General features: G+C 70.7%; 18 protein-coding genes and 1 riboswitch. Of the genes, 4 read left to right on the top strand and 14 right to left on the bottom strand.

What is annotated here, in order from left to right:
- Positions 1 to 821, top strand: an 821-nt coding sequence (locus tag RMO85_RS00235; RefSeq protein WP_310525701.1) for an exonuclease SbcCD subunit D C-terminal domain-containing protein, incomplete at its 5' end; no start/stop codon positions are given.
- Positions 821 to 3820 (top strand): SMC family ATPase, encoded by a 3000-nt coding sequence (locus RMO85_RS00230; RefSeq protein ID WP_310525700.1) that lies wholly within the window; start codon positions 821 to 823, stop codon positions 3818 to 3820. The genes RMO85_RS00235 and RMO85_RS00230, both read left to right, overlap by 1 nt.
- A gap of 3 nt (positions 3821 to 3823) precedes the next feature.
- Here RMO85_RS00230 and RMO85_RS00225 read toward each other — a convergent pair whose 3' ends face one another.
- Positions 3824 to 4519, bottom strand: a complete 696-nt coding sequence (locus tag RMO85_RS00225; protein WP_310525699.1) for a sulfotransferase — start codon at positions 4517 to 4519, stop codon at positions 3824 to 3826.
- 36 nt (positions 4520 to 4555) lie between these two features.
- Here RMO85_RS00225 and RMO85_RS00220 point away from each other — a divergent pair, with 36 nt between their 5' ends.
- Together RMO85_RS00220 and RMO85_RS00215 are read left to right on the top strand one after the other, a co-directional pair.
- Entirely contained in the window at positions 4556 to 6064 is a 1509-nt protein-coding gene (locus RMO85_RS00220) for a TldD/PmbA family protein (protein ID WP_310525698.1), read from the top strand.
- The gene (locus RMO85_RS00215) at positions 6064 to 7455 is read left to right on the top strand and encodes a metallopeptidase TldD-related protein (protein WP_310525697.1); all 1392 of its coding nucleotides are present in this window, start codon (positions 6064 to 6066) and stop codon (positions 7453 to 7455) included. Before RMO85_RS00220 ends, RMO85_RS00215 begins: the two co-directional genes overlap by 1 nt.
- Here the strand turns inward: RMO85_RS00215 and RMO85_RS00210 are convergent.
- The 13 genes from RMO85_RS00210 to RMO85_RS00150 form a co-directional block, all read right to left on the bottom strand.
- The gene (locus RMO85_RS00210; protein ID WP_310525696.1) at positions 7452 to 8789 is read right to left on the bottom strand and encodes a serine hydrolase domain-containing protein; all 1338 of its coding nucleotides are present in this window, start codon (positions 8787 to 8789) and stop codon (positions 7452 to 7454) included. The genes RMO85_RS00215 and RMO85_RS00210 overlap by 4 nt on opposite strands.
- Positions 8786 to 11629: an aminomethyl-transferring glycine dehydrogenase gene (gcvP, locus tag RMO85_RS00205; RefSeq protein WP_310525695.1), complete on the bottom strand. Its 2844-nt coding sequence runs from the start codon at positions 11627 to 11629 to the stop codon at positions 8786 to 8788. The genes RMO85_RS00210 and gcvP overlap by 4 nt, the downstream gene beginning before the upstream one ends.
- A gap of 74 nt (positions 11630 to 11703) precedes the next feature.
- A riboswitch (glycine riboswitch) is annotated at positions 11704 to 11812 on the bottom strand.
- Between the two features lie 47 nt (positions 11813 to 11859).
- The gene (locus tag RMO85_RS00200; protein WP_397202712.1) at positions 11860 to 12432 is read right to left on the bottom strand and encodes a MerR family transcriptional regulator; all 573 of its coding nucleotides are present in this window, start codon (positions 12430 to 12432) and stop codon (positions 11860 to 11862) included.
- A gap of 206 nt (positions 12433 to 12638) precedes the next feature.
- Positions 12639 to 13106, bottom strand: a complete 468-nt coding sequence (locus RMO85_RS00195) for a bifunctional nuclease family protein (protein WP_310525694.1) — start codon at positions 13104 to 13106, stop codon at positions 12639 to 12641.
- Between the two features lie 42 nt (positions 13107 to 13148).
- Positions 13149 to 13877: a MerR family transcriptional regulator gene (locus RMO85_RS00190; protein ID WP_310525693.1), complete on the bottom strand. Its 729-nt coding sequence runs from the start codon at positions 13875 to 13877 to the stop codon at positions 13149 to 13151.
- Positions 13878 to 13880: 3 nt separating this feature from the next.
- Positions 13881 to 14420: an FHA domain-containing protein gene (locus tag RMO85_RS00185; RefSeq protein WP_310525692.1), complete on the bottom strand. Its 540-nt coding sequence runs from the start codon at positions 14418 to 14420 to the stop codon at positions 13881 to 13883.
- A gap of 121 nt (positions 14421 to 14541) precedes the next feature.
- Entirely contained in the window at positions 14542 to 14928 is a 387-nt protein-coding gene (gene gcvH, locus RMO85_RS00180) for a glycine cleavage system protein GcvH (RefSeq protein ID WP_310525691.1), read from the bottom strand.
- A gap of 36 nt (positions 14929 to 14964) precedes the next feature.
- Positions 14965 to 15729: a DUF881 domain-containing protein gene (locus tag RMO85_RS00175; protein ID WP_310525690.1), complete on the bottom strand. Its 765-nt coding sequence runs from the start codon at positions 15727 to 15729 to the stop codon at positions 14965 to 14967.
- Positions 15722 to 16054 (bottom strand): small basic family protein, encoded by a 333-nt coding sequence (locus RMO85_RS00170; protein ID WP_310525689.1) that lies wholly within the window; start codon positions 16052 to 16054, stop codon positions 15722 to 15724. The genes RMO85_RS00175 and RMO85_RS00170 overlap by 8 nt, the downstream gene beginning before the upstream one ends.
- Positions 16051 to 16935, bottom strand: a complete 885-nt coding sequence (locus tag RMO85_RS00165; protein ID WP_310525688.1) for a DUF881 domain-containing protein — start codon at positions 16933 to 16935, stop codon at positions 16051 to 16053. The genes RMO85_RS00170 and RMO85_RS00165 overlap by 4 nt, the downstream gene beginning before the upstream one ends.
- Before the next feature lie 2 nt (positions 16936 to 16937).
- Positions 16938 to 17576, bottom strand: coding sequence for a CDP-alcohol phosphatidyltransferase family protein (locus tag RMO85_RS00160; RefSeq protein ID WP_310525687.1), 639 nt, complete (start codon positions 17574 to 17576; stop codon positions 16938 to 16940).
- 46 nt (positions 17577 to 17622) lie between these two features.
- Positions 17623 to 18690 (bottom strand): hemolysin family protein, encoded by a 1068-nt coding sequence (locus tag RMO85_RS00155; RefSeq protein WP_310525686.1) that lies wholly within the window; start codon positions 18688 to 18690, stop codon positions 17623 to 17625.
- The coding region (locus RMO85_RS00150; protein WP_310525685.1) for a transporter associated domain-containing protein at positions 18683 to 19379 on the bottom strand (697 nt) is incomplete at its 5' end. The genes RMO85_RS00155 and RMO85_RS00150, both read right to left, overlap by 8 nt.

Genomic DNA, 19379 nt, shown 5'->3' with positions numbered 1-19379 from the left:
CCGTGCTTCTCCAGGACGAGCACGGTCCGGTCGCCTTCCACGGGATCCCCTACCTCGATCCGACCGCGATGATCGAGCCGTGGGCGTTGCCGGGGCGCTCCCACGAGATCGTGCTGCGCGAGGCCATGCGCCGGGTTCGTGCCGATCTCGCCACTCGCTCCCACACCCGCTCGGTGGTGCTGGCCCACGCCTTCGTCGCTGGTGCGCAGCCCTCGGAGTCCGAGCGCGACATCAGTGTCGGCGGCGTCAGCCGGGTGCCCACCGGGGTCTTCGACAACATCGACTACGTCGCCCTCGGGCACCTGCACGGCCGCCACACGCTCGACGAGCACATCCGCTACAGCGGCTCGCCGCTCGCCTACTCCTTCGGCGAGGCGGACCAGGTCAAGGGCAGCTGGCTGATCGACCTCGGGCCCGCGGGAGTCAGCGCAGGCCACTTCATCGAGGCGCCGGTCCCGCGCCGTCTCGCCCGCTTCACCGGTGAGCTCGAGACGCTGCTCACCGATCCGGGCCTGTCGGCGCACGAGCACGACTGGGTGCAGGTCACGCTGACCGACCAGCTGCGTCCCGCCCAGGCGATGGAGCGGTTGCGGCGACGGTTCGCGCACACGCTGGTCCTCGGATTCGCCCCCACCGGGGCCGCACCGGTCTCGCTCCCGGTCGCGAGGCTTGCCGGTCGCCGCGACCACGAGATCGCGCTCGACTTCGTCACCGAGCTGCGCGGCGTCCCGGCCACCGCCGCCGAGTCCGACCTGCTCCTTGAGGCGTGCGACGCGTGCTGCGAGGACACCGACCTCGACGTCCTGGTGGGTGGCGGCTGATGCGCCTGCACGCCCTGAGCATCACTGCCTTCGGCCCGTTCGCCGACACCGTCGAGGTCGACTTCGACACCTTGTCCGACTCCGGGCTGTTCCTGCTGAGCGGCCCCACCGGCGCCGGCAAGTCGAGCGTCCTCGACGCCGTCTGCTTCGCGTTGTACGGCGACGTGCCCGGTGATCGCAGCACCGCCGGTCGACTCCGGTGCGACCAGGCCGGCGACGGCGTTGCGCCGAGAGTTCGCCTCGAGGTGACCCTGTCCGGTCGCCGGTTCCGGATCGAGCGCTCACCGAAGTGGGAGCGGCCCAAGAAGCGGGGCTCCGGGATCACCACCCCGCAGGCGTCGGTGGTCCTCAGCGAGCGCCTCGACGACGGCTGGCAGCCGCTCTCGACGCGCCTCGACGAGACCGGGCACCTCGTCACCGAGCTGGTCGGCCTCACCCTCACGCAGTTCTGCCAGGTGGCGCTGTTGCCTCAGGGGCGCTTCCAAGCCTTCCTGCGAGCCCGCTCCGAGGACCGCCACGCACTCCTGCGACAGGTGTTCCGCACGGGTCGCTTCGACCGGATCGAGCAGTGGCTCCGCGATCGGCGGCTCGACCTCCAGCGCAGCTCAGCCGCCCACGCTCGCACGGTCGCGCACCTGGCCGGACGGGTCAGCGAGACGGCCGCGCAGCCGCTGCCGGCTGCCTGGGACGTCGCAGACCTCATGCTGGAGGCCTCCGACGGCGGCGTCGCGGACTGGGTAGACAACCTCCTCCCCGCGGCCGCGGCCGCCGTCCAGGGCACCGCCAGTGCCCGGTCGCGAGCCGACCTGCTCGTCCACGACGCGACCACGGCCCTCGCGCACGGCCGTCTGCTCGCCGCGCAGCAGGCGGCCCACGCCGCCGCCGCCGACCGGCTGGCCGAGCACGACGAGTCCGCGCTGTCCGACCTCCGAGCGCGCCTGCGGCGTGCCGAGCGGGCCGAGCCGCTGGCCGAGCTCGAGGGTGCGGCAGCCGACGACGCAGCCCTGGTCGAGCACCTGGAGCGTCAGGCCGCCGCCGTCACCGCGTCCTGGCTCCGGGTCGCGGCGTCCGGTCAGGCGACGCCCACCTACGACGAGCTGCCCACGGTGCTGGAGGCCGCGCGACGCGCCCTGGACCTCGCCGACGCGGCACACCCCGACGCCGAGCGACTGCACGAGGTCACGCGACTGTGTGACGAGGTGAGGGTCCTGCTGGCCCGCGCCACCGCCGCTGCCGACGACCTGTCGGTGGAGGTCGAGGCCGCGCCGGTCCACCTGCGAGAGGCCGAGGCAGCACTGGCGGCAGCAGCGTCGGCCGAGCAGCGGCTGCCCGCCCTCCAGCTGACCCTGGCCACTACTCGTGAACGCGCCGCCGCCGCCGCCGAGCTGGTCACCGTCGCTCCGGCCCTGGCAGCGGCGCGCCTGGACCGAGAGGCCGCACGCGGCCTGCTGGCGCGGCTGCGGGAGACCTGGCTAGACCTGCGCGAGGCACGCCTGAACGGCATGGCGGCCGAGATCGCCGGAGCACTCGCTGTCGGCGCAGGGTGCCCTGTCTGCGGCTCCCACGAGCATCCGCACCCAGCCGTGGCCTCCGTCGGCAGCCCCGACGCTGCCGCCGAGCGAGCCGCGCGCAAGGACGTCGACGACGCCGAAGGCGTGCTGGTCGTCCTCGACGACCAGTTGCGCCAATCCGAGGCCCGCCACACCCGCCTGGTGACCCTCGCCGCCGGTCACTGTGCCGCCGACGCCGCTCAGGTGCTGGCCGAGTGCCAGCGCGAGCACGATGTCACGGCCGCGCTCGTCGCCTCGGGCGCAGGGCTGCGAGCCGAGGTGGCTCGGCGCCGGGCGGCCAGCGACGAGTTGAGCGCCGCCCGCGACGTGGCGACGCAACGCCGGGTCGATCTCGAGTCGCGGCTGGAGCTGCACCGGGCCGAGCACCGCCGCCTGCGCGATCGCGTCGACGGGGTGCTCGACGGCACCGGCTGCGACACGGTCTCCGCGCTGAGGATGCTGCGGAGCCGACAGCTCGACGCCTTGGCAGAAGCGTGCGCGGCACACGAACAGCTCGCCCAGGCCCAGCGCGACCTGGCGCGTGCCGAGCGTGCGCTGGCCGACGCATCCGCGGGGGCCGGGTTCGAGTCCGCCGCCGACGCGCGCGCCGCGCGGCTGGAGGAGGCCGAGCGAGACGCGATGGCGGCCGAGGTCGCCCGGGTCAGTGATGCGCTCCGGGCCGCCCGCGCCGTCCTGGACGATCCGGACCACCACGCGGCCGCACTCCTGCCCCGGCCCGACGTGGGCGCACTGGCGGCCGCCCACGCCGAGACCGAGTCCGATGCGCGGGTCGCGCACGCCCGGCACGACGCAGCACTGCGCCGGCACGAGCGACTGACGACCCTGGCCGGCCAGGTGACCGACGCGCTGGGCGCCTGGGCGCCCGTCCGCGAGGAGCTCGAGCTCACGGCCCGGCTCGCCCTGTTCGTCGAGGGGAAGTCACCCGACAACGCCTTGCAGATGCGGCTGTCGGCATACGTCCTGGCCCATCGCCTGACCCAGGTCGTCGCCGCCGCCAACCAGCGTCTGGCACGGATGAGCGACCAGCGCTACACCCTCGAGCACACCGGCAGGCGCGGTGCGGGCGAGACCCGCGGCGGCCTGAGCCTGCTCGTGCGTGACGACTGGTCGGGAGAGGCACGCGACCCGGCCACGTTGTCGGGCGGCGAGACCTTCGTGGTCTCGCTGGCCCTGGCCCTGGGGCTGGCCGACGTCATCACCCAGGAGGCCGGGGGTGCCGACCTCGACACGCTCTTCGTCGACGAGGGCTTCGGATCGCTCGACGCCGACACGCTGGACGACGTGATGGATACCCTCGACGGCCTGCGCGACGGCGGCCGGGTCGTCGCAGTGGTGAGCCACGTCGCCGAGATGCAGACCCGCATCCCCACGCAGTTGCGGGTCACCAAGGGCCGCGACGGGTCGCGGGTCAGCGTCACCGCCGGCTGAGCATCAGGGCTGCGTCGACCAGGTCGAGACGTCGAGGCTCCAGTCCTCGACCAGCCGCCGCACCTGCGGACGGTAGAGCACCTCCAGCGACGCGAGCAGGCCCTCGGGCGGTGTCCAGGAGGCCTGACTGCTCGACCCGGACGGCCGATCGACGTCCTGCAACGGCACCGATGCCAGGCCCAGACGAGTCCACACGGCGCCCACGGCTGCCTGCGGATCGCTACGAACGTCCTCGAAGACCATCACCTGCAGCCGCTCTCGTCCGACGTGGTGCGCCCACATGGCCAACTGGTCGGCGTAGAAGCCGCTGAAGGTCTGGACGGTCATCGGCACCGGATAGGGCCACGGCGACTTCGTCCGTGTCGCCGCCAGCCGCATCGCCGAGACGAAGCGCTCGACCGGGTCGCGCAGCAGCACCAGCACCGGCACGTCGGGTCCGAGGAGGCGCGCGGCCGCGGCTGGTGCGGACGCGTGCCGCAGGTACTGCGGGGTCCAGTCACCGCGGCGGACCCCGTCGGCAGGAAACAGGTCGAGGTACGCCGACGCCGGCTCGACCCCGTCGCCCACCTTGTGCAGGAGGTGCTGTTCCTTCTTGCCGTTGACGCCGACTCCGACCTGCGGATGCTGGGTCAACAGGTCGGTGAACCACGTGGTTCCGGACCGCTGCGCGCCGATCCCCAGCCAGGCCGGACTAGTCATGCGCGCCACCCTAACGGGCTGCGTTAGGTTCACCTCATGATCGATCCGACCTTCGCAGGCCTGCCCCACCGAAGTCTCGGAGAGGTGGCCCTGGCCCGAGCCGCCGAGCTCGGCGCCACCCATGCCGACTTCCGGTTCGAGCGCGTGCGCTACCAATACCTCGGAGCCCGCGACGGGGTCCTCCAGACGGCCAGTGACACCGAGGACGTCGGCTTCGCCGTACGCGTCATCCACCGCGGCGCCTGGGGCTTCGCGTCCGGTGTGATCCTCACCCCGCAGGAGGCCCGGCGGATCGCGGAGACCGCCGTCGCGGTCGCGGAGGTGGCCGCCGAGATGACCACGACGCCGGTGCAGCTCGCGCCCGAGCCCGTCCACGCCGACGTCACCTGGGTCTCGGCCTACGACCTCAATCCGCTCGAGGTGCCCACCTCGGAGAAGGCGGCGGTGCTCACGGAGTGGACCAACCGGCTGCGGCAGCACCCCAGCGTCGCGCACGCGACAGCCGATCTCCAGCAGGTCCAGGAGAACAAGTACTACGCGGACCTTGCCGGCACGCGCACGACCCAACAGCGCGTGCGCCTGCAGCCGGGGTTCGAGGCCATGGGGTCGGCGGAGAAGACCGGCATCTTCGACTCGATGTCGTCCATCGCTCCCCCGGTCGCCCGCGGCTGGGAGTACCTCACCGACGGCGCCTACGACTGGGACGCCGAACTGGCCGAGGTGCCGGACCTGCTTGCCGAGAAGCTGGCCGCCCCCGGCGTGGAGGCGGGCGACTACGACCTCGTGATCCACCCGTCCAACCTGTGGCTGACCATCCACGAGTCCATCGGCCACGCCACCGAGCTCGACCGGGCCCTGGGCTACGAGGCCAACTACGCCGGCACGTCGTTCGCGACCTACGACATGCTCGGCACCCTGCAGTACGGCTCGGACATCATGAACGTCACCGGCGACCGCACCGTGGAGCACGGCCTCTCGACCGTCGGCTACGACGACGAGGGCGTCCAGACCCGCGCATGGGACATCGTCAAGGACGGCGTGCTTGTCGGCTACCAGCTCGACCGCTCCATGGGGCACATGAAGCCGGAGCTGCACGAGGGTCGCTCCAACGGTTGTGCCTACGCCGACTCGCCCGGCCACATCCCGATCCAGCGGATGGCCAACGTGTCGCTGCAGGCGGCTCCCGACGGTCCGAGCACCGACGAGCTGATCGGCCGGGTCGAGCGAGGCATCTACATCGTCGGCGACAAGTCCTGGTCGATCGACATGCAGCGGTTCAACTTCCAGTTCACCGGGCAGCGGTTCTACACGATCACCGACGGCAAGCTGGACGGCCAGCTCCGCGACGTCGCCTACCAGGCGACCACCACCGACTTCTGGAACTCGATGGAGGCGGTGGGCGGACCCGAGACCTGGGTCCTGGGCGGGGCGTTCAACTGCGGCAAGGCCCAGCCGGGCCAGGTCGCGGCCGTGAGCCACGGCGCGCCCTCGGCGCTGTTCCGCGGCGTCCGCATCCTCAACACGACCGACGAGGCAGGCCACTGATGACCGCGCACACCCCACAGCAGCTGGTCGAGCACGCCCTCGCCACCTCGAGCGCCGACGACTGCATCGCGATCGTGTCCGACAGCAGCAGCGCCAACCTCCGCTGGGCGAACAACACGCTCACGACGAACGGCGTGATGGTCTCGGTCGACGTCACCGTCGTCTCGTTCGTGGCCACCGGTGCCGGTGTCGCGACCGGTTCGGTGTCCGGGAGCGCGAGCAACCCGGAGCAGGTGACGACGCTCGTGCGGGCGGCAGACGCAGCAGCGCGGTCCGCCAGCGCGGCCGAGGACGCCGCGGAGCTCGTCGCCGACCGGACCAGCGCCGACTGGGACGCGGCCCCCGAGCGGACCGGTATCACGGTCTACGACTCCTTCGCGCCCGCCCTGGGTGAGGCCTTCCGTGCCGCCACCGCGGAGGGACGCCTGCTCTACGGCTTCGTGAACCACGAGGTCACCACCACCTACCTCGGGTCATCTCGCGGCCTGCGCCTGCGGCACACCCAACCCACCGGCCACTACGCCTGCACCGGCAAGGACCTCAGCCTGTCCCGGAGCGCATGGGTGGGGGGCGCCACGCGCGACTTCAGGGACGTGGACGCCGCGGCGATGGCCGAGCAGGTCACGCAGCGTCTCGGCTGGGCGGAGCGTCAGCTCGAGCTGCCTGCCGGTCGCTACGACACGATCCTGCCGCCGTCGTCGGTGGCCGACCTGATGATCGACGCCTACTGGGGCGCCGGTGCTCGGGTCGCCCACGAGGGCGAGTCCGTCTACAGCCGCTCGGGTGGGGGCACCCGGATCGGCGACCAGATCGTCCCCAGCGGCGTCCACCTCTACTCCGACCCGGATCTGACCGGTCTGGAGTGCGCACCGTTCAACGTCGCCGGGGCCTCCGACAACACCGAGTCGGTCTTCGACAACGGACTGCCCTTGACGCGTACCGAGTGGATCGCCGACGGCTCGCTGGCCGCGCTGCTCCAGACACGCCACTCGGCGGCCATGACCGGCCAGCCCGTCACCCCGATGATCGACAACCTGGTCCTCGAGGTCGACGGCGGTCACGGCTCGGAGCAGGACCTGGTCGCGGGCATGGAGAAGGGCCTGCTGGTGACCTGCCTGTGGTACATCCGTGAGGTCGATCCGCAGACCATGCTGCTGACCGGTCTGACCCGCGACGGGGTCTACCTCGTCGAGGGCGGCGAGATCGTCGGGGCCGTCAACAACTTCCGCTGGAACGAGAGCCCGATCGACCTGCTCAACCGTTTCGAGCACGCCAGCGCGACGGTGCCGAGCTTCAGCCGCGAGTGGGGCGACGACTACTTCTCCCGGACCGCCATGCCTGCCCTGCGGATCCCCGACTTCAACATGTCCAGCGTGAGCCAGGCCCGTTAGCCGAGGTCGGGCCGACCGCCCGGGATGGGTGCTCCAGCCTGATACGGCTCGCGCGTGAGGATGAACGTGCCCACGTCGAGGTGCGAGACCGCGCCGTCGCTGCGGCGTACGACGTGGAGACGCTCGCCGGCGTGGTAGCCGCGGTTGCCCACGATCAGACCGTTGTCAGCGATGAACCGCCAGGCCTCGATGCCGCGGCGGCGGGCCACCAGGTCGCCGCCCTCGCAGGTGAACGCGTAGGGCGTGGCACCCCAGTGCCAGACGCCCAGGACGTCGTCGAACTCGGCCGGCAGTGACTCGTTGGGGGCCCACGGCAGCGGCAGGGTCGGCTCCCACTGCTCGAGCTCCTCCAGGAGAGCGGCGCCGAAGTCCGCGACGGGCACGCCGGTCGTGCCGTTGACCAGGCCGACGACGCCCGTACGCCGGGTGCGGTCGACAAGGCAGATCGCATGGAAGCCGGGCATGGACCCGCTGTGGCCCACCAGCGTCCCGGAGCCTCCCCGGAAGATCTGGAAGCCCAGGCCGTGCGAATAGGACAGGCCGGCGTGCTCATCGCCCGACTGCGGCGTGAACGCCAGTGCCAAGGCGTGCGAGCTCAGCACCTCATCGTGGCCCCCGAGCAGGAACGTGCAGTAGGTCGCCAGGTCGGTGAGCGTGCTCCACACCTGGCCGGCGGGCGCCATCGCGGCGGTGTCGGGCAACGGCTCGGCGATCAGCGTCTGGGCATAGGGGTGCACCGACCAGCCCTCGGCGTGCCCGCCGGAGGCGTGGTAGCTCGTCCGGGTCATCCCCAGCGGGATAAGGATCCGCGACTCGACCGCTTCCCACCACGACTGGTCACGCAGTCGCGCGACGATCTCGCCGAGCAGCCCGTAGCCGAGGTTGGAGTAGTGGAACTGCCGATCCGGAGCGTATGCCGCAGTCGACCCGTCATTGGCCGTGGCGAGCGCGTCGAAGGACGCACCCGGCGACCGCTCCCACCAGTCGCCGGCCGGCTCGGCCTGCAGCCCTCCGGAGTGGGAGAGCAACTGGCGCACCGAGCGGTCGGCATACCCGACCTGCCCAAGCACCTCGGCGGCCGGAGCATCGAGCGACAGCAGGCCCTCCTCGACGAGCTGGAGGACCAGCACGGCGGTGAGCGTCTTGGTGATCGAGCCGATCTTGTACTGCGTGTCCGTGACGGGACCCGGCACGTCGCCGACGCCGTCGGACCACACCAGCTCACCGTCGCGCACGATGCCGGCCACGATCGAGGGCACCTGCCCGTCGGCCTGGGCCGTGGCGGTCCGCCAGCGCAGCCGGCGGGCGGTGAGGTCCGCGACGGCCGGGCTCATTCGGCGAACGCCTCGGGCGGCGGGCAGGCGCAGACGAGGTTGCGGTCGCCGTACGCCTGGTCGATGCGGGCCACCGGCGGCCAGTACTTGTCGGGGTCGATGCCGCTGGGGAAGACGCCGACCTCGCGCGAGTAGGCGCGATCCCAGTCACCCACGAGGGCTCGCGCCGTGTGCGGGGCGTGCCGGAGCGGCGACTCCTCCGGGGTCCACTCCCCCGCCCGCACCCGGTCGATCTCGCCCTTGATGGCGATCATCGCATCGCAGAACCGGTCGATCTCACCGAGGTCCTCGGACTCGGTGGGCTCGACCATCAGGGTGCCGGCGACCGGGAAGGACATGGTCGGAGCATGGAAGCCGTAGTCCACCAGTCGCTTGGCCACGTCGTCGACGCTCACACCCGAGTCCTTGGTCAGCCCGCGGACGTCGAGGATGGCCTCGTGCGCCACCAGCCCGCCGTGGCCGCGGTAGAGGACCGGGAAGTGATCCTGCAGCCGGTGGGCGATGTAGTTGGCCGAGAGCACTGCGACGGCTGTGGCCCGCGTCAGTCCCGGGCCACCCATCATCCGGATGTAGGCCCACGAGATCGGCAAGATGCCGGCCGAGCCGTAGGGCGCGGCGCTGATCGGCCCGATCCCCTCGCGCTTCTCGGCCTCGGGGTGCATCGGGTGCGACGGCAGGTAGGGCGCCAGGTGCGCCCGCACCGCGACCGGACCGACACCGGGGCCGCCGCCGCCGTGTGGGATGCAGAAGGTCTTGTGCAGGTTGAGGTGGGAGACGTCGCCGCCGAACTCGCCGGGCTTGGCGAAGCCGAGCAGGGCGTTGCGGTTGGCGCCGTCGACGTACACCTGGCCGCCGTACTCGTGCACGATCCGGCACAGCTCGGTGATGGAGTCCTCGTAGGCGCCGTGCGTCGACGGGTAGGTGACCATGATCGCCGCCAGGGTCTCGGCGTACGTCTCGCACTGGGACTGCAGGTCGGCCAGGTCGACGGAGCCGTCCTCGCCCGCCTTGACGACCACGACCTTCATCCCGGCCATCACCGCTGACGCGGCGTTGGTGCCGTGGGCCGACGAGGGGATCAGGCACACCCGGCGCTCCGTGTGGCCGTTGGCGAGGTGGAAGCCGCGGATGGCGAGCAGCCCGGCGAACTCGCCCTGCGAGCCGGCGTTGGGCTGGATCGACACCCGGTGATAGCCAGTGACCTCGGCCAGCCACCCTTCGAGGTCGTCGATCAGCTTGCGATACCCGGCGGCGTCCTCGGCCGGCGCGAAGGGGTGGAGGTCGGCGAAGCCCGGCAGGCTCACCGGCTCCATCTCGGTGGTGGCGTTGAGCTTCATCGTGCAGGAGCCCAGCGGGATCATGCCGCGGTCCAGCGCATAGTCGCGCGCCGAGAGCCGACGCAGGTAGCGCAGCATCTGGGTCTCGCTGTGGTGGCTGGCGAACACCTCGTGCGTGAGGAAGGCCGAGCGTCGCGCCAGCGACACGGGGATCGCCTCGTCGAGACGATCGGACGCGGCCTCGCTGATCCCGAAGGCGTGCATGATGCCGGCCACCGTGGAGGGCGAGGTCGTCTCCGAGGTGGACAGGCCCACGTGGTCGGCGTCGACGAGGCGCAGGTGCAGGCCGTAGCTGCGGGCGGAGGCGACCACCTCGACGGCGCGACCCGGCACGCGCGCGGTCAGGGTGTCGAACCAGGTGTCGTTGACCAGCTCCACTCCCCCGGCCTCGAGCGCGGCGGCGATCCGGGTGGCGTAGTCGTGAGCGCGCTGCGCGATCGCCGTCAGACCCTCGGGCCCGTGGTAGACGGCGTACATCGAGGCCACCACGGCCAGCAGGACCTGCGCCGTGCAGATGTTGGAGGTCGCCTTGTCGCGACGGATGTGCTGTTCGCGGGTCTGGAGCGCCAGGCGGTAGGCCGGCCGGCCCTCGGCATCGATCGACACCCCGACGAGGCGACCGGGCAGGTGCCGCTCGAGGCCGGCGCTGACGGCCATGAAGCCGGCGTGCGGACCGCCGTAGAACAGCGGCACCCCGAAGCGCTGCGAGGAACCCACGACCACGTCGGCCCCCATCTCGCCGGGGGCCTCCAGGAGAGTGAGGGCGAGCAGGTCCGCGGCCACGACGACCAGTGCGTCGCGGCTGTGCGCGACCTCGATGAGGGGTCGCGGGTCGAGGACACGACCGCTGGCGCCGGGATACTGCACCAGCAGGCCACTGAGCTCGCCCTCCGGGAGGCCATCGGTGAGGTCGGCGACGACGACGTCAATACCCATCGCGGTGGCGCGGGTGCGGACGACCTCGATCGTCTGTGGGAGCGCGTCGGCGTCCACCACGAACGGGCCCTGGGCGCGCTTGTTCCCGCGGCGGACCAGCGTCATCGCCTCCGCCGCCGCGGTCCCCTCGTCCAGCAGCGACGAGTTGGCCGTCGGCAGTCCCGTGAGGTCACCGATCACGGTCTGGAAGTTGATGAGGGCTTCGAGCCGGCCCTGGGAGATCTCGGGCTGGTACGGCGTGTAGGCGGTGTACCAGCTCGGGTCCTCCAGCACGTTGCGGCGGATCACCGGCGGCGTGATGGTCGCGTGGTAGCCGCACCCGATCATCGCCTCCGCCGGCCGATTCAAGGCGGCGAGATGGCGCAGCTCCCGGGCAGCAGCGTCCTCACTGACGGCCTCGGGCAGGTCGAGGTCACCCGGTGCGCGAATGCCGCCGGGGACTGCCGCCGCCATCAGCGACTCCAGCGAGTCGTGGCCCAGCGTGCCGAGCATCTTCTCGATGTCGGCGGGGTGCAGACCGATGTGACGGTCGACGAAGGGTGAGTGCGGCGCGGACGGGTCCGTCATGGAGGCTCCCTGGTTGGCGGTCAGCAGGCGCCTCCCCCTCTGTCGGCCCCACGTGCTGGGTACTTCAGAGTTGCCTGCTCCGCGCAGTTCGGGTGCCTGAGAGGTTCCGGGGAGGAATTGCCCCTTCGGCGCAACGCACACGACCAGACACGGCCGTGCCGTCGACTCTCCCGCGCGGGATCGTCAGCGACGCCAGCCTAGCGTGCCGGGCGGGCTACTCCGTGTCCGGCTCAGCCGATCTTGCGCGCGGCGCGGCGTACGGCGAGCTCGTCACCGGCGATGTCAGCGACATCCTCCGAAGCGCGCTCGCTGGGCAGATCGGCGAGGGTGCCCTCGATCTCGCGCCAGACACCACCGATGGCGATGCCGAAGACCCCTTGGCCGCCCTGCAGGAGGTCGATGACCTCGTCGTTGCTGGTGCACTCGTAGACGGTGGCACCGTCACTCATCAAGGTGACGCGCGTCAGGTCGTCGGTGCCACGCTCGCGCAGGTGCTGAACCGCGGTGCGGATCTGCTGCAAGGAGATGCCGGCGTCAAGGAGACGCTTGACGACCTTGAGGATCAAGATGTCGCGGAACGAGTAGAGCCGCTGGGAGCCCGAGCCGGTGGCACCGCGGACGGTCGGCTCGACCAGTCCGGTGCGCGCCCAGTAGTCGAGCTGGCGGTAGGTGATGCCGGCAGCGTTGCACGCCGTCGGACCGCGATAGCCGGTGTCGCTCGGCAGTGGGGAGACGTCGTCGGTGAAGAGCAGTCCCTGCTCGTCAGCGAGTTCGGCGGCCTTGGCCGCGTGTGCGGCGGCCAGGCGGTCCTGGTCGTTCTCGTTCACAGCCACAGCGACCCTCCACGGTCCTACTCCGTTGGGCGTAACTCCGGGGGAAGGGGCTGCAGGGAAGTGCAACCACACGGGTGGAGTTACAACGAAGACACTTCAAGGTAGGCGGCAGAACTGAACGGGTCAATCATGCTGGCGGCGTGTCGCAACCCTCAACCTCAACCTGAGGGTGAGGCTCACTGCGACTCGAAGTCCTCGGGAGAGACATGATCGAGAAACTCGCGGAACGCCTCGACCTCGTCATCCTGCTCGGCGGGGACGGCGAGTCCGGCCTCGTCGAGCACCCCCTCGGCACACAGGATGCGGGCGCCCATGCGCAGTGCGAGGGCGATCGAGTCCGAGGGGCGCGCGCTGACTTCCTGGCCGTTGGCGAAGACCAGCTCGGCGTAGAACACGCCGTCGCGGACGTCGGTGATCCGCACCTCGCTCAGCTCCTGGCCGGTCGCGTCCAGCACGTCCTTCATCAGATCGTGGGTCAGGGGGCGAGGCGGAGTGACGCCCTGCTGGGCGAAGGCGATGGCGGTCGCTTCGACGGCACCGATCCAGATGGGCAGATAGCGTTCACCGCCGGCCTCTCGCAACAACACGATGGGCTGGTTGGAGGGCATCTCCACCCGGACTCCGATGACGTCTACTTCGCGCACAGGTTCAGACTACTCCGCACCGGTGAGCGCGCTGGCGCGCCGTCAGGAGCGGTGTAGACCGGCCTTGACCAGGGTCGCGTGCAGGCGCACCGACAGCGCGGCGATCTCGCCCACCGCGTCCTCGATGCGGCCCTTGGCGGCCGCATCACGGCCACGCTGGAGAGGTGCCACGACCTGTTCGACCATGCCCACCTCCCGGTCGGCTGCGGTCTTGAACGCGCGCAGGTGACGAGGCTCGAACCCGAAGTCGGCCAGTTGTCGCGCCGTCTGCGCCACGATCAGCGCATCGGTGTCGTAGTGCCCGGTGCCGGGCCGAGACGAGATCAACGCGAACTGTTCGAGCTCGACCAGCTGGTCCTCGGATATCTCCGCGATCTTGATCAGCTCGCGGCGAGACAGGCGGACGTCGCTGGTGGTCCGGAACGACTCGGGCGAGGGCAGGCCGTCGGCCGCCAGGGCGACCTGGGGCACGGTCGGCACGACGCCGTCGATGGCCGGCGGCTCCAGCCCACGGTCGATCGCATCGAGGTGCTCGCCGATCACCTTGTGCGGTAGGTAGTGATCGCGCTGCATGCGCAGGATGTAGCGCAGGCGGTCGACGTCGTCGCCGGAGAACTTGCGGTAGCCCGACTGCGTTCGTTCGGGCTTGATCAGGCCCTGGTCCTCGAGGAACCGGATCTTGGAGATGGTCACGCCGGGAAAGTCACCACGCAGGTGGTCGAGGACCTGCCCGATGTTCATCCGCGCCCGAGACGCAGCGGGTTCCGCCACGGATCAGCCCGCGGCGCTGGTGAAGAAGACGAGGCGGTACTTGCCGATCTGGACCTCGTCACCGTCGGTCAGCTCGACCGAGTCGATGCGGTCGCGGTTGACGTAGGTGCCGTTCAGGCTGCCCACGTCGCTCACGGTGAAGTCGTTGCCGGTGCGGCGGAACTCGGCATGGCGGCGTGAGACCGTCACGTCATCAAGGAAGATCTCGCTGTCCGGGTGTCGGCCGGCACCGATGAGGTCGGCATCGAGCAGGAAGCGGCTGCCGGCGCTGGGTCCGCGTTGGACGATGAGCAGGGCATGGCCCTCGGGCAGCGCGTCCACCGCGGCCGCGTCGACCGGGCTGAGCTTGCGGTCCGAGGTGTCGACCGGAGCGGGGACCCCGAAGGTGATCGTCGCGGTCGCATCGGTGGCCGCCACGGCGGCGTCGGCCGAACCAGCGGTCGCCGTCGCGCCCGCGTCGCCGTTGGCCAGGCGTGTGCCGCACTGAGCACAAAAGCGTGCGTCGTCCGGGTTCTGCTTGCCACAGGCGGTGCAGAACGGCATGGAACCCTCCTCGGTGGCCGGGTCCGGAACCCTGGCGCGAAACTCAACTCTGACTACTGATCCGAACCTATCAGTCGCACGATGCCCGGCAAGGGACCTCGCAGCGATGCGTGCGCTCGGCTCAGCCTTCCAGCCCGGCCTGGTACGCCGCAGCGTCCATCAGCCCCTCGAGGGCACCGGTGTCGGCGGGCACGATCTCGAAGAGCCAGCCACCGGCGTACGGGTCGTTGTTCACGAGCTCCGGCGTCGCGTCGAGCGTCTCGTTGCGGGCCACGATCTCCCCGGTGAGCGGCGCGTAGACGTCGCTGACGGACTTGGTCGACTCGAGCTCGCCGCAGGTCTCGCCACCGGTGACCTGCTCGCCGACCTCCGGGAGGGAGACGTAGACGATGTCGCCGAGGGCGTCCTGGGCGAAGTGCGTGATGCCGACCCGCACCGATCCCTCGGCCTCGCCGGGGCTGCGCACCCACTCGTGCTCACTGGTGTACTTCAGGTCCTCGGGATACACGGTGACTCCTTCTCCTCGGCTCGGTTGTGGGGCAGGCTACTGGCCCGGGTCGGCTTCGGCATTCACGGGTCGCTCCGCTGTGCGCACGCTCTCGATGTCGAGCGAGTCGAGCTCGGTGACCTGCACGCTCGCGCCGTCGAACTGCTCCAGCTGCTCGATGGGTCCGCTGTCGAAGGTCATCGCGCTGTGCAGCGCGTGCGGGTCGCCGATCACGTCGATGACGTAGGGCGGCTCGAGAAGGGCGCCGTCGAGCTCGATGCCGCCGATGGTGGTGTCGAAGGCGCTCTGAGCGGCCAGCCGGTAGGTGTCGTTGAACTCCATCGCCTCGGCGTCGGCGGTGCGCAGCTCCTGGACCAGGTCGAGCAACGAGTTGAGGGAGGCTCGCCCCTCGTCCTCCTCGATCCGGATCCGGATGCCCGGGCCCGTCACGGGCACGAGCCCCGCGATGATGTTCAGGGTCTTCACGCGATCCTGGGTCTCCGAGAGCGCTGCCTCGCGGCCGGTGGACTCCGACTGGAGCCGGTCGCGCGTGCCCTGGAGCCGCTCGACCTCGCGGCGGGCCCGCTCGGCGGTGCCGGTGAGCCCGTTGAGGATCTCGATCAGGTCCTGTTCGCGCAGCCCGGCGTAGGTGTCGTCCTGGCTGGTGTTGTTGACCTGGACCACCGCCGAGAATCCCAACACCGCCAGCAGGAGGCCGACGATGGCCTGGGCGCGCGACGGTTTGCGAAATGTGCCCAGCAGCCGGTCGCGCCCGGTCTCCTGCGGGCGGATCCCCTCCTCCGAGCTCGACTCGTCAGGCATGGAACAGGTGACGGCGGATGGCCGGGGCGTTGGAGAAGATCCGGATGCCCAGCACCACGACGACACCGGTGGTGAGCTGCCCGCCGACACCGAGCTTGTCGCCCAGGAACACGATCGCGGCCGCGATCACGACGTTGCTGACGAACGAGACCACGAAGACCTTGTCGTCGAAGATGCCGTCGAGGAACGCCCGTAGGCCCCCGAAGACGGCGTCCAGGGCAGCGACGACCGCGATCGGGAGGTAGGGCTCGAGTCCGAGCGGCACGTCGGGTGCGAAGACGAGCCCGGCCAGGATGCCGAGCAACAGTCCCAGGGCGGCGATCACGGCTTGGCTCCTTCCTCGTCCGAGCGTCCGTCGGTGGTGCTGGTGAGCTCTTCGGCCTGCCGCAGTGTCCGCAGAGTCGCGGCCGGCAGCCGGAGCTCATCGACATTCTGCGGCACATAGGAGAATCCGAGGCCATTGGCCACGCTGAACCACTCCAATCCCGCGCTGGATTCCAGGAACCGCGCCTGCAGGGTCCCGGAGTTGCCGATCGCCTCGATGACGTACGGCGGTGTGAGTGGCCTGCCGTTGACATGGACGGCCCGATTGGTGTTGCGGATGCCGCCGAGCGCCACGATCCGCTGGTCGTTGATCGCGATCGCCTCGGCCCCTGCGGTCCACAGGCCGTCGACGAGCAGCGCGAGGTCCTCGTCGCGGATCTCGTCGTTGGGCACGGCATCCGGCGCGCTGGCGACCCGGATGCGGACACCGGGTCCACGGACGGGGACGTAGCCGGTGCGGACCTCGAGTCGCTGCAGCCGTGCCTCCAGGTCGGCGGCCTGCGCCGCCAGGGTCGCGTTGGTGTTCTCGGCCGTCAGCCCCGCGTCGGTGAGGGTCCGGATCTGGCCCTGGAGATCGGCGACCTGGGTGCGGCCCGACTCGATCTGCCGGATCAGCGCCGTCCGGCCGAGCTCCTGGACGTCCGCGTCGCGGGAGGTCTGGACCGCCACGATGGTGGCCAGCGCACCGAAGGCCGCCACGGCCACCGCCGTACTCCAGACCTTGGGACGCGTGGGACCGGGCTCACCGTTCGCAGCCCGGCGGGCAGCGACGTGCGCGTAGTCCTCGTCGAGGGAACGCTCGGTGATCAGCGTCAGCAGCGGCGTGGTGACGTGGTGCGGCAGAGGCGCCTCGGGGGTTGGTGCTCCGATGTGGTCGGCCACTGTCAACCTCCGGGCTGTGCCGGCTGCCGCGGCGAGAGCCGCGGCGTGTCACGCAGAAGCTTTCGAACCTGCCAGGCATAGAGCACGCCGGCCCACCAGTAGAGGGCGATGCCCCAGATCGCGAACGCCCAGCCGAAGACCTGCGCCATGGTCGGCACCACTCCGGTGCCCTCGCCCAGCAGCAGCAACGGGAAGGCGTAGAGGAGGTTGAAGGTGGCGGCCTTGCCGAGGAAGTGCACCGGCAGCGCGCTGTAGCCGCGTGTTCGCAGCATGGGAACCAGGCCCCAGAGCAGCAGGTCGCGAAGCGGCAGCACGATCGCCACCCACCACGGGATGATGTCGCGCAGGGCCAGACCGACCACGACGGCCAGGATGTAGAGGCGGTCGGCCACCGGGTCGAGGATCTCACCGAGGCTGGAGAACTGGTTGAGGCGCCGGGCGAGATAGCCGTCGAGGAAGTCGGTGACGCCGGAGATCATGAGTACGGCGAGGGCCCACGCGTCGGCCTCGGGACCGAGCACCAGCCACAGGAACAGCGGCACCCCCGCCAACCGCAGCAGGCTGAGAACATTGGGGATCGTCCACACGCGGGAGTGCCCGGTTGTCTGCCCGGTCTGCTCCTGCACTGAATCGCCTGCCATCGGGTTTGCGGTGTCTGGTCGTCGGTGTGGTCGTGGAATCCTCACCTTAGCCAGCCTCGCCCGCGCTTCCGGCCCACTCGTGGTGCGAGCCGTCGCGGATCTCGCCGACGAGCTCCTCCAACACGTCCTCGAGCGTGACGAGCCCGAGGACGGCGCCTTCAGGTGTGACGACCCGCGCCATGTGGGCGCCACGGCGCTGCAGACTCTCCAGGGCCTCGTGCAGGACGTCGTCGGGACCGACCGTGGCGAGCGGGCGCACCCACTTGTCGTCGATCGGCCGCTGACGACGTGCATCGTCGCTCTCGAGCACGTCCTTGATGTGGAGATAGCCCTGCAGGGCGCCGTCCGCGGTGGTGACCGGGAACCTGCTGTAGCCGGTCGCTGCGCAGAGCGCCTCGACGTCCGCCGGGGTGGAGCCGGTGCGCACCGTGCTCAGTCCTTCGACCGGCATCAGCACCGACGTGACCACCTTCTCGGTGAAGCCGAGGGCGCCTGCGAGCCGGTCGTACTCGTCGGCAGCGATCAGGCCCTCGCCGCGTGACTCCTCCACCAGCGCCGCCACCTCTTCGCGGGTGTAGCTCGAGCTCACCTCGTTCGTCGGCTCGATACCGAGCAGGCGAAGGATGCCGTTCGCCGCCAGGTTGAGAACGCTGATGAACGGGCGCAGCAGCATCACGATCACCATCATCGGCGGGCTCAGCACCAGGGCGGCGCGATCGGCTCCGGCCAACGCGATGTTCTTGGGCACCATCTCGCCGAGCACGACGTGGAGGTAGACGACCAGCGACATGGCCACCACGAACGACACCGGGTGCAGGGCGGCGTCGGGCACGCGCAGGGCGTGCAAGACCGGTTCGAGCAGGTGCGCGACGGCCGGCTCACCGATGGCACCGAGGCCGATCGAGCAGACGGTGATGCCGAGCTGGGCGCCCGCCATGACCAGCGAGACGTGCTCCATGGCTCGAAGCGTGGTGCGAGCAGCCCGCGAGCCGTCCTGGGCCCGCGGCTCGATCTGGCTCCGGCGTGCCGACAGCAGGGCGAACTCCGCGCCGACGAAGAAGGCGTTGAAGGCGAGCAGCACGATGGCGAGCAGCACGCCGCCGAAGTCACCCATGCGAGTCCTCCCCCGTCACGAGCCGCAGCTCGATCCGATCGACGCGGAGTCCGTCCATGCGCTCCACGGTCAGGGTCGCGAGGTTCTCGCCCGGCTCGTCCGGATCGGTCCGGTCGGGTACGGCGACCTCGACCCGGTCGCCGGCCGCGGGAATCTTCCCGAGCTCGCGCATCACGAGCCCGCCGATCGTGTCGTAGTCCTCGTGGTCGGGCAGCTCCACGCCGGTCGCGTCCTCGACCTCGTCGGGCCGCAGCAGTCCAGACAGCATCCAGCTCCCGTCCCGGCGCTGGCGTGCACGGGCGCCGAGCCGGTCGTGCTCGTCGGAGATGTCCCCGACGATCTCCTCGACGACGTCCTCGAGCGTGACCACACCCGCGTGACCGCCGTACTCGTCCAGCACGATCGCCATCTGGAAGCCGTCACCGCGCAGCAGGGACAGCAAGGGGTCGAGTCGGAGGCTGTCGGGGACCACGGTCGGTTTGACCATGATGTGCCTGACCCGCGTGGTCGCCCGCTCGTGGAGCGGCAGCGCGACCGCGTGCTTGACGTGGACGGTGCCGACGACGGCGTCCTCCGCGTCGAGGACCGGGAACCGGGACAGGCCCGTCTGCCGGGTCAGCTCGATCACCGTGGAGGCACGGTCCGTCTCGTCGAGGGTGGTGGTGCGCACGCGCGGCGTCATGATCTCG

This window comes from Nocardioides sp. (assembly GCF_031422975.1).
Lineage (GTDB): Bacteria > Actinomycetota > Actinomycetes > Propionibacteriales > Nocardioidaceae > Nocardioides.
The sequence above is the reverse complement of the archived record's forward strand: the minus strand, read 5'-3'. Positions and strand labels throughout refer to the sequence as shown.

What these genes read in the sequence shown, in the direction of transcription:
- RMO85_RS00155 (WP_310525686.1), bottom strand. Translation starts at nt 18,690, where the DNA reads ATGGGTGACTTCGGCGGCGTGCTGCTCGCCATCGTGCTGCTCGCCTTC.
- RMO85_RS00230 (WP_310525700.1), top strand. Translation starts at nt 821, where the DNA reads ATGCGCCTGCACGCCCTGAGCATCACTGCCTTCGGCCCGTTCGCCGAC.
- RMO85_RS00215 (WP_310525697.1), top strand. Translation starts at nt 6,064, where the DNA reads ATGACCGCGCACACCCCACAGCAGCTGGTCGAGCACGCCCTCGCCACC.
- RMO85_RS00160 (WP_310525687.1), bottom strand. Translation starts at nt 17,576, where the DNA reads ATGGCAGGCGATTCAGTGCAGGAGCAGACCGGGCAGACAACCGGGCAC.
- gcvP (WP_310525695.1), bottom strand. Translation starts at nt 11,629, where the DNA reads ATGACGGACCCGTCCGCGCCGCACTCACCCTTCGTCGACCGTCACATC.
- RMO85_RS00220 (WP_310525698.1), top strand. Translation starts at nt 4,556, where the DNA reads ATGATCGATCCGACCTTCGCAGGCCTGCCCCACCGAAGTCTCGGAGAG.
- RMO85_RS00175 (WP_310525690.1), bottom strand. Translation starts at nt 15,729, where the DNA reads ATGCCTGACGAGTCGAGCTCGGAGGAGGGGATCCGCCCGCAGGAGACC.
- RMO85_RS00210 (WP_310525696.1), bottom strand. Translation starts at nt 8,789, where the DNA reads ATGAGCCCGGCCGTCGCGGACCTCACCGCCCGCCGGCTGCGCTGGCGG.
- RMO85_RS00185 (WP_310525692.1), bottom strand. Translation starts at nt 14,420, where the DNA reads ATGCCGTTCTGCACCGCCTGTGGCAAGCAGAACCCGGACGACGCACGC.
- RMO85_RS00225 (WP_310525699.1), bottom strand. Translation starts at nt 4,519, where the DNA reads ATGACTAGTCCGGCCTGGCTGGGGATCGGCGCGCAGCGGTCCGGAACC.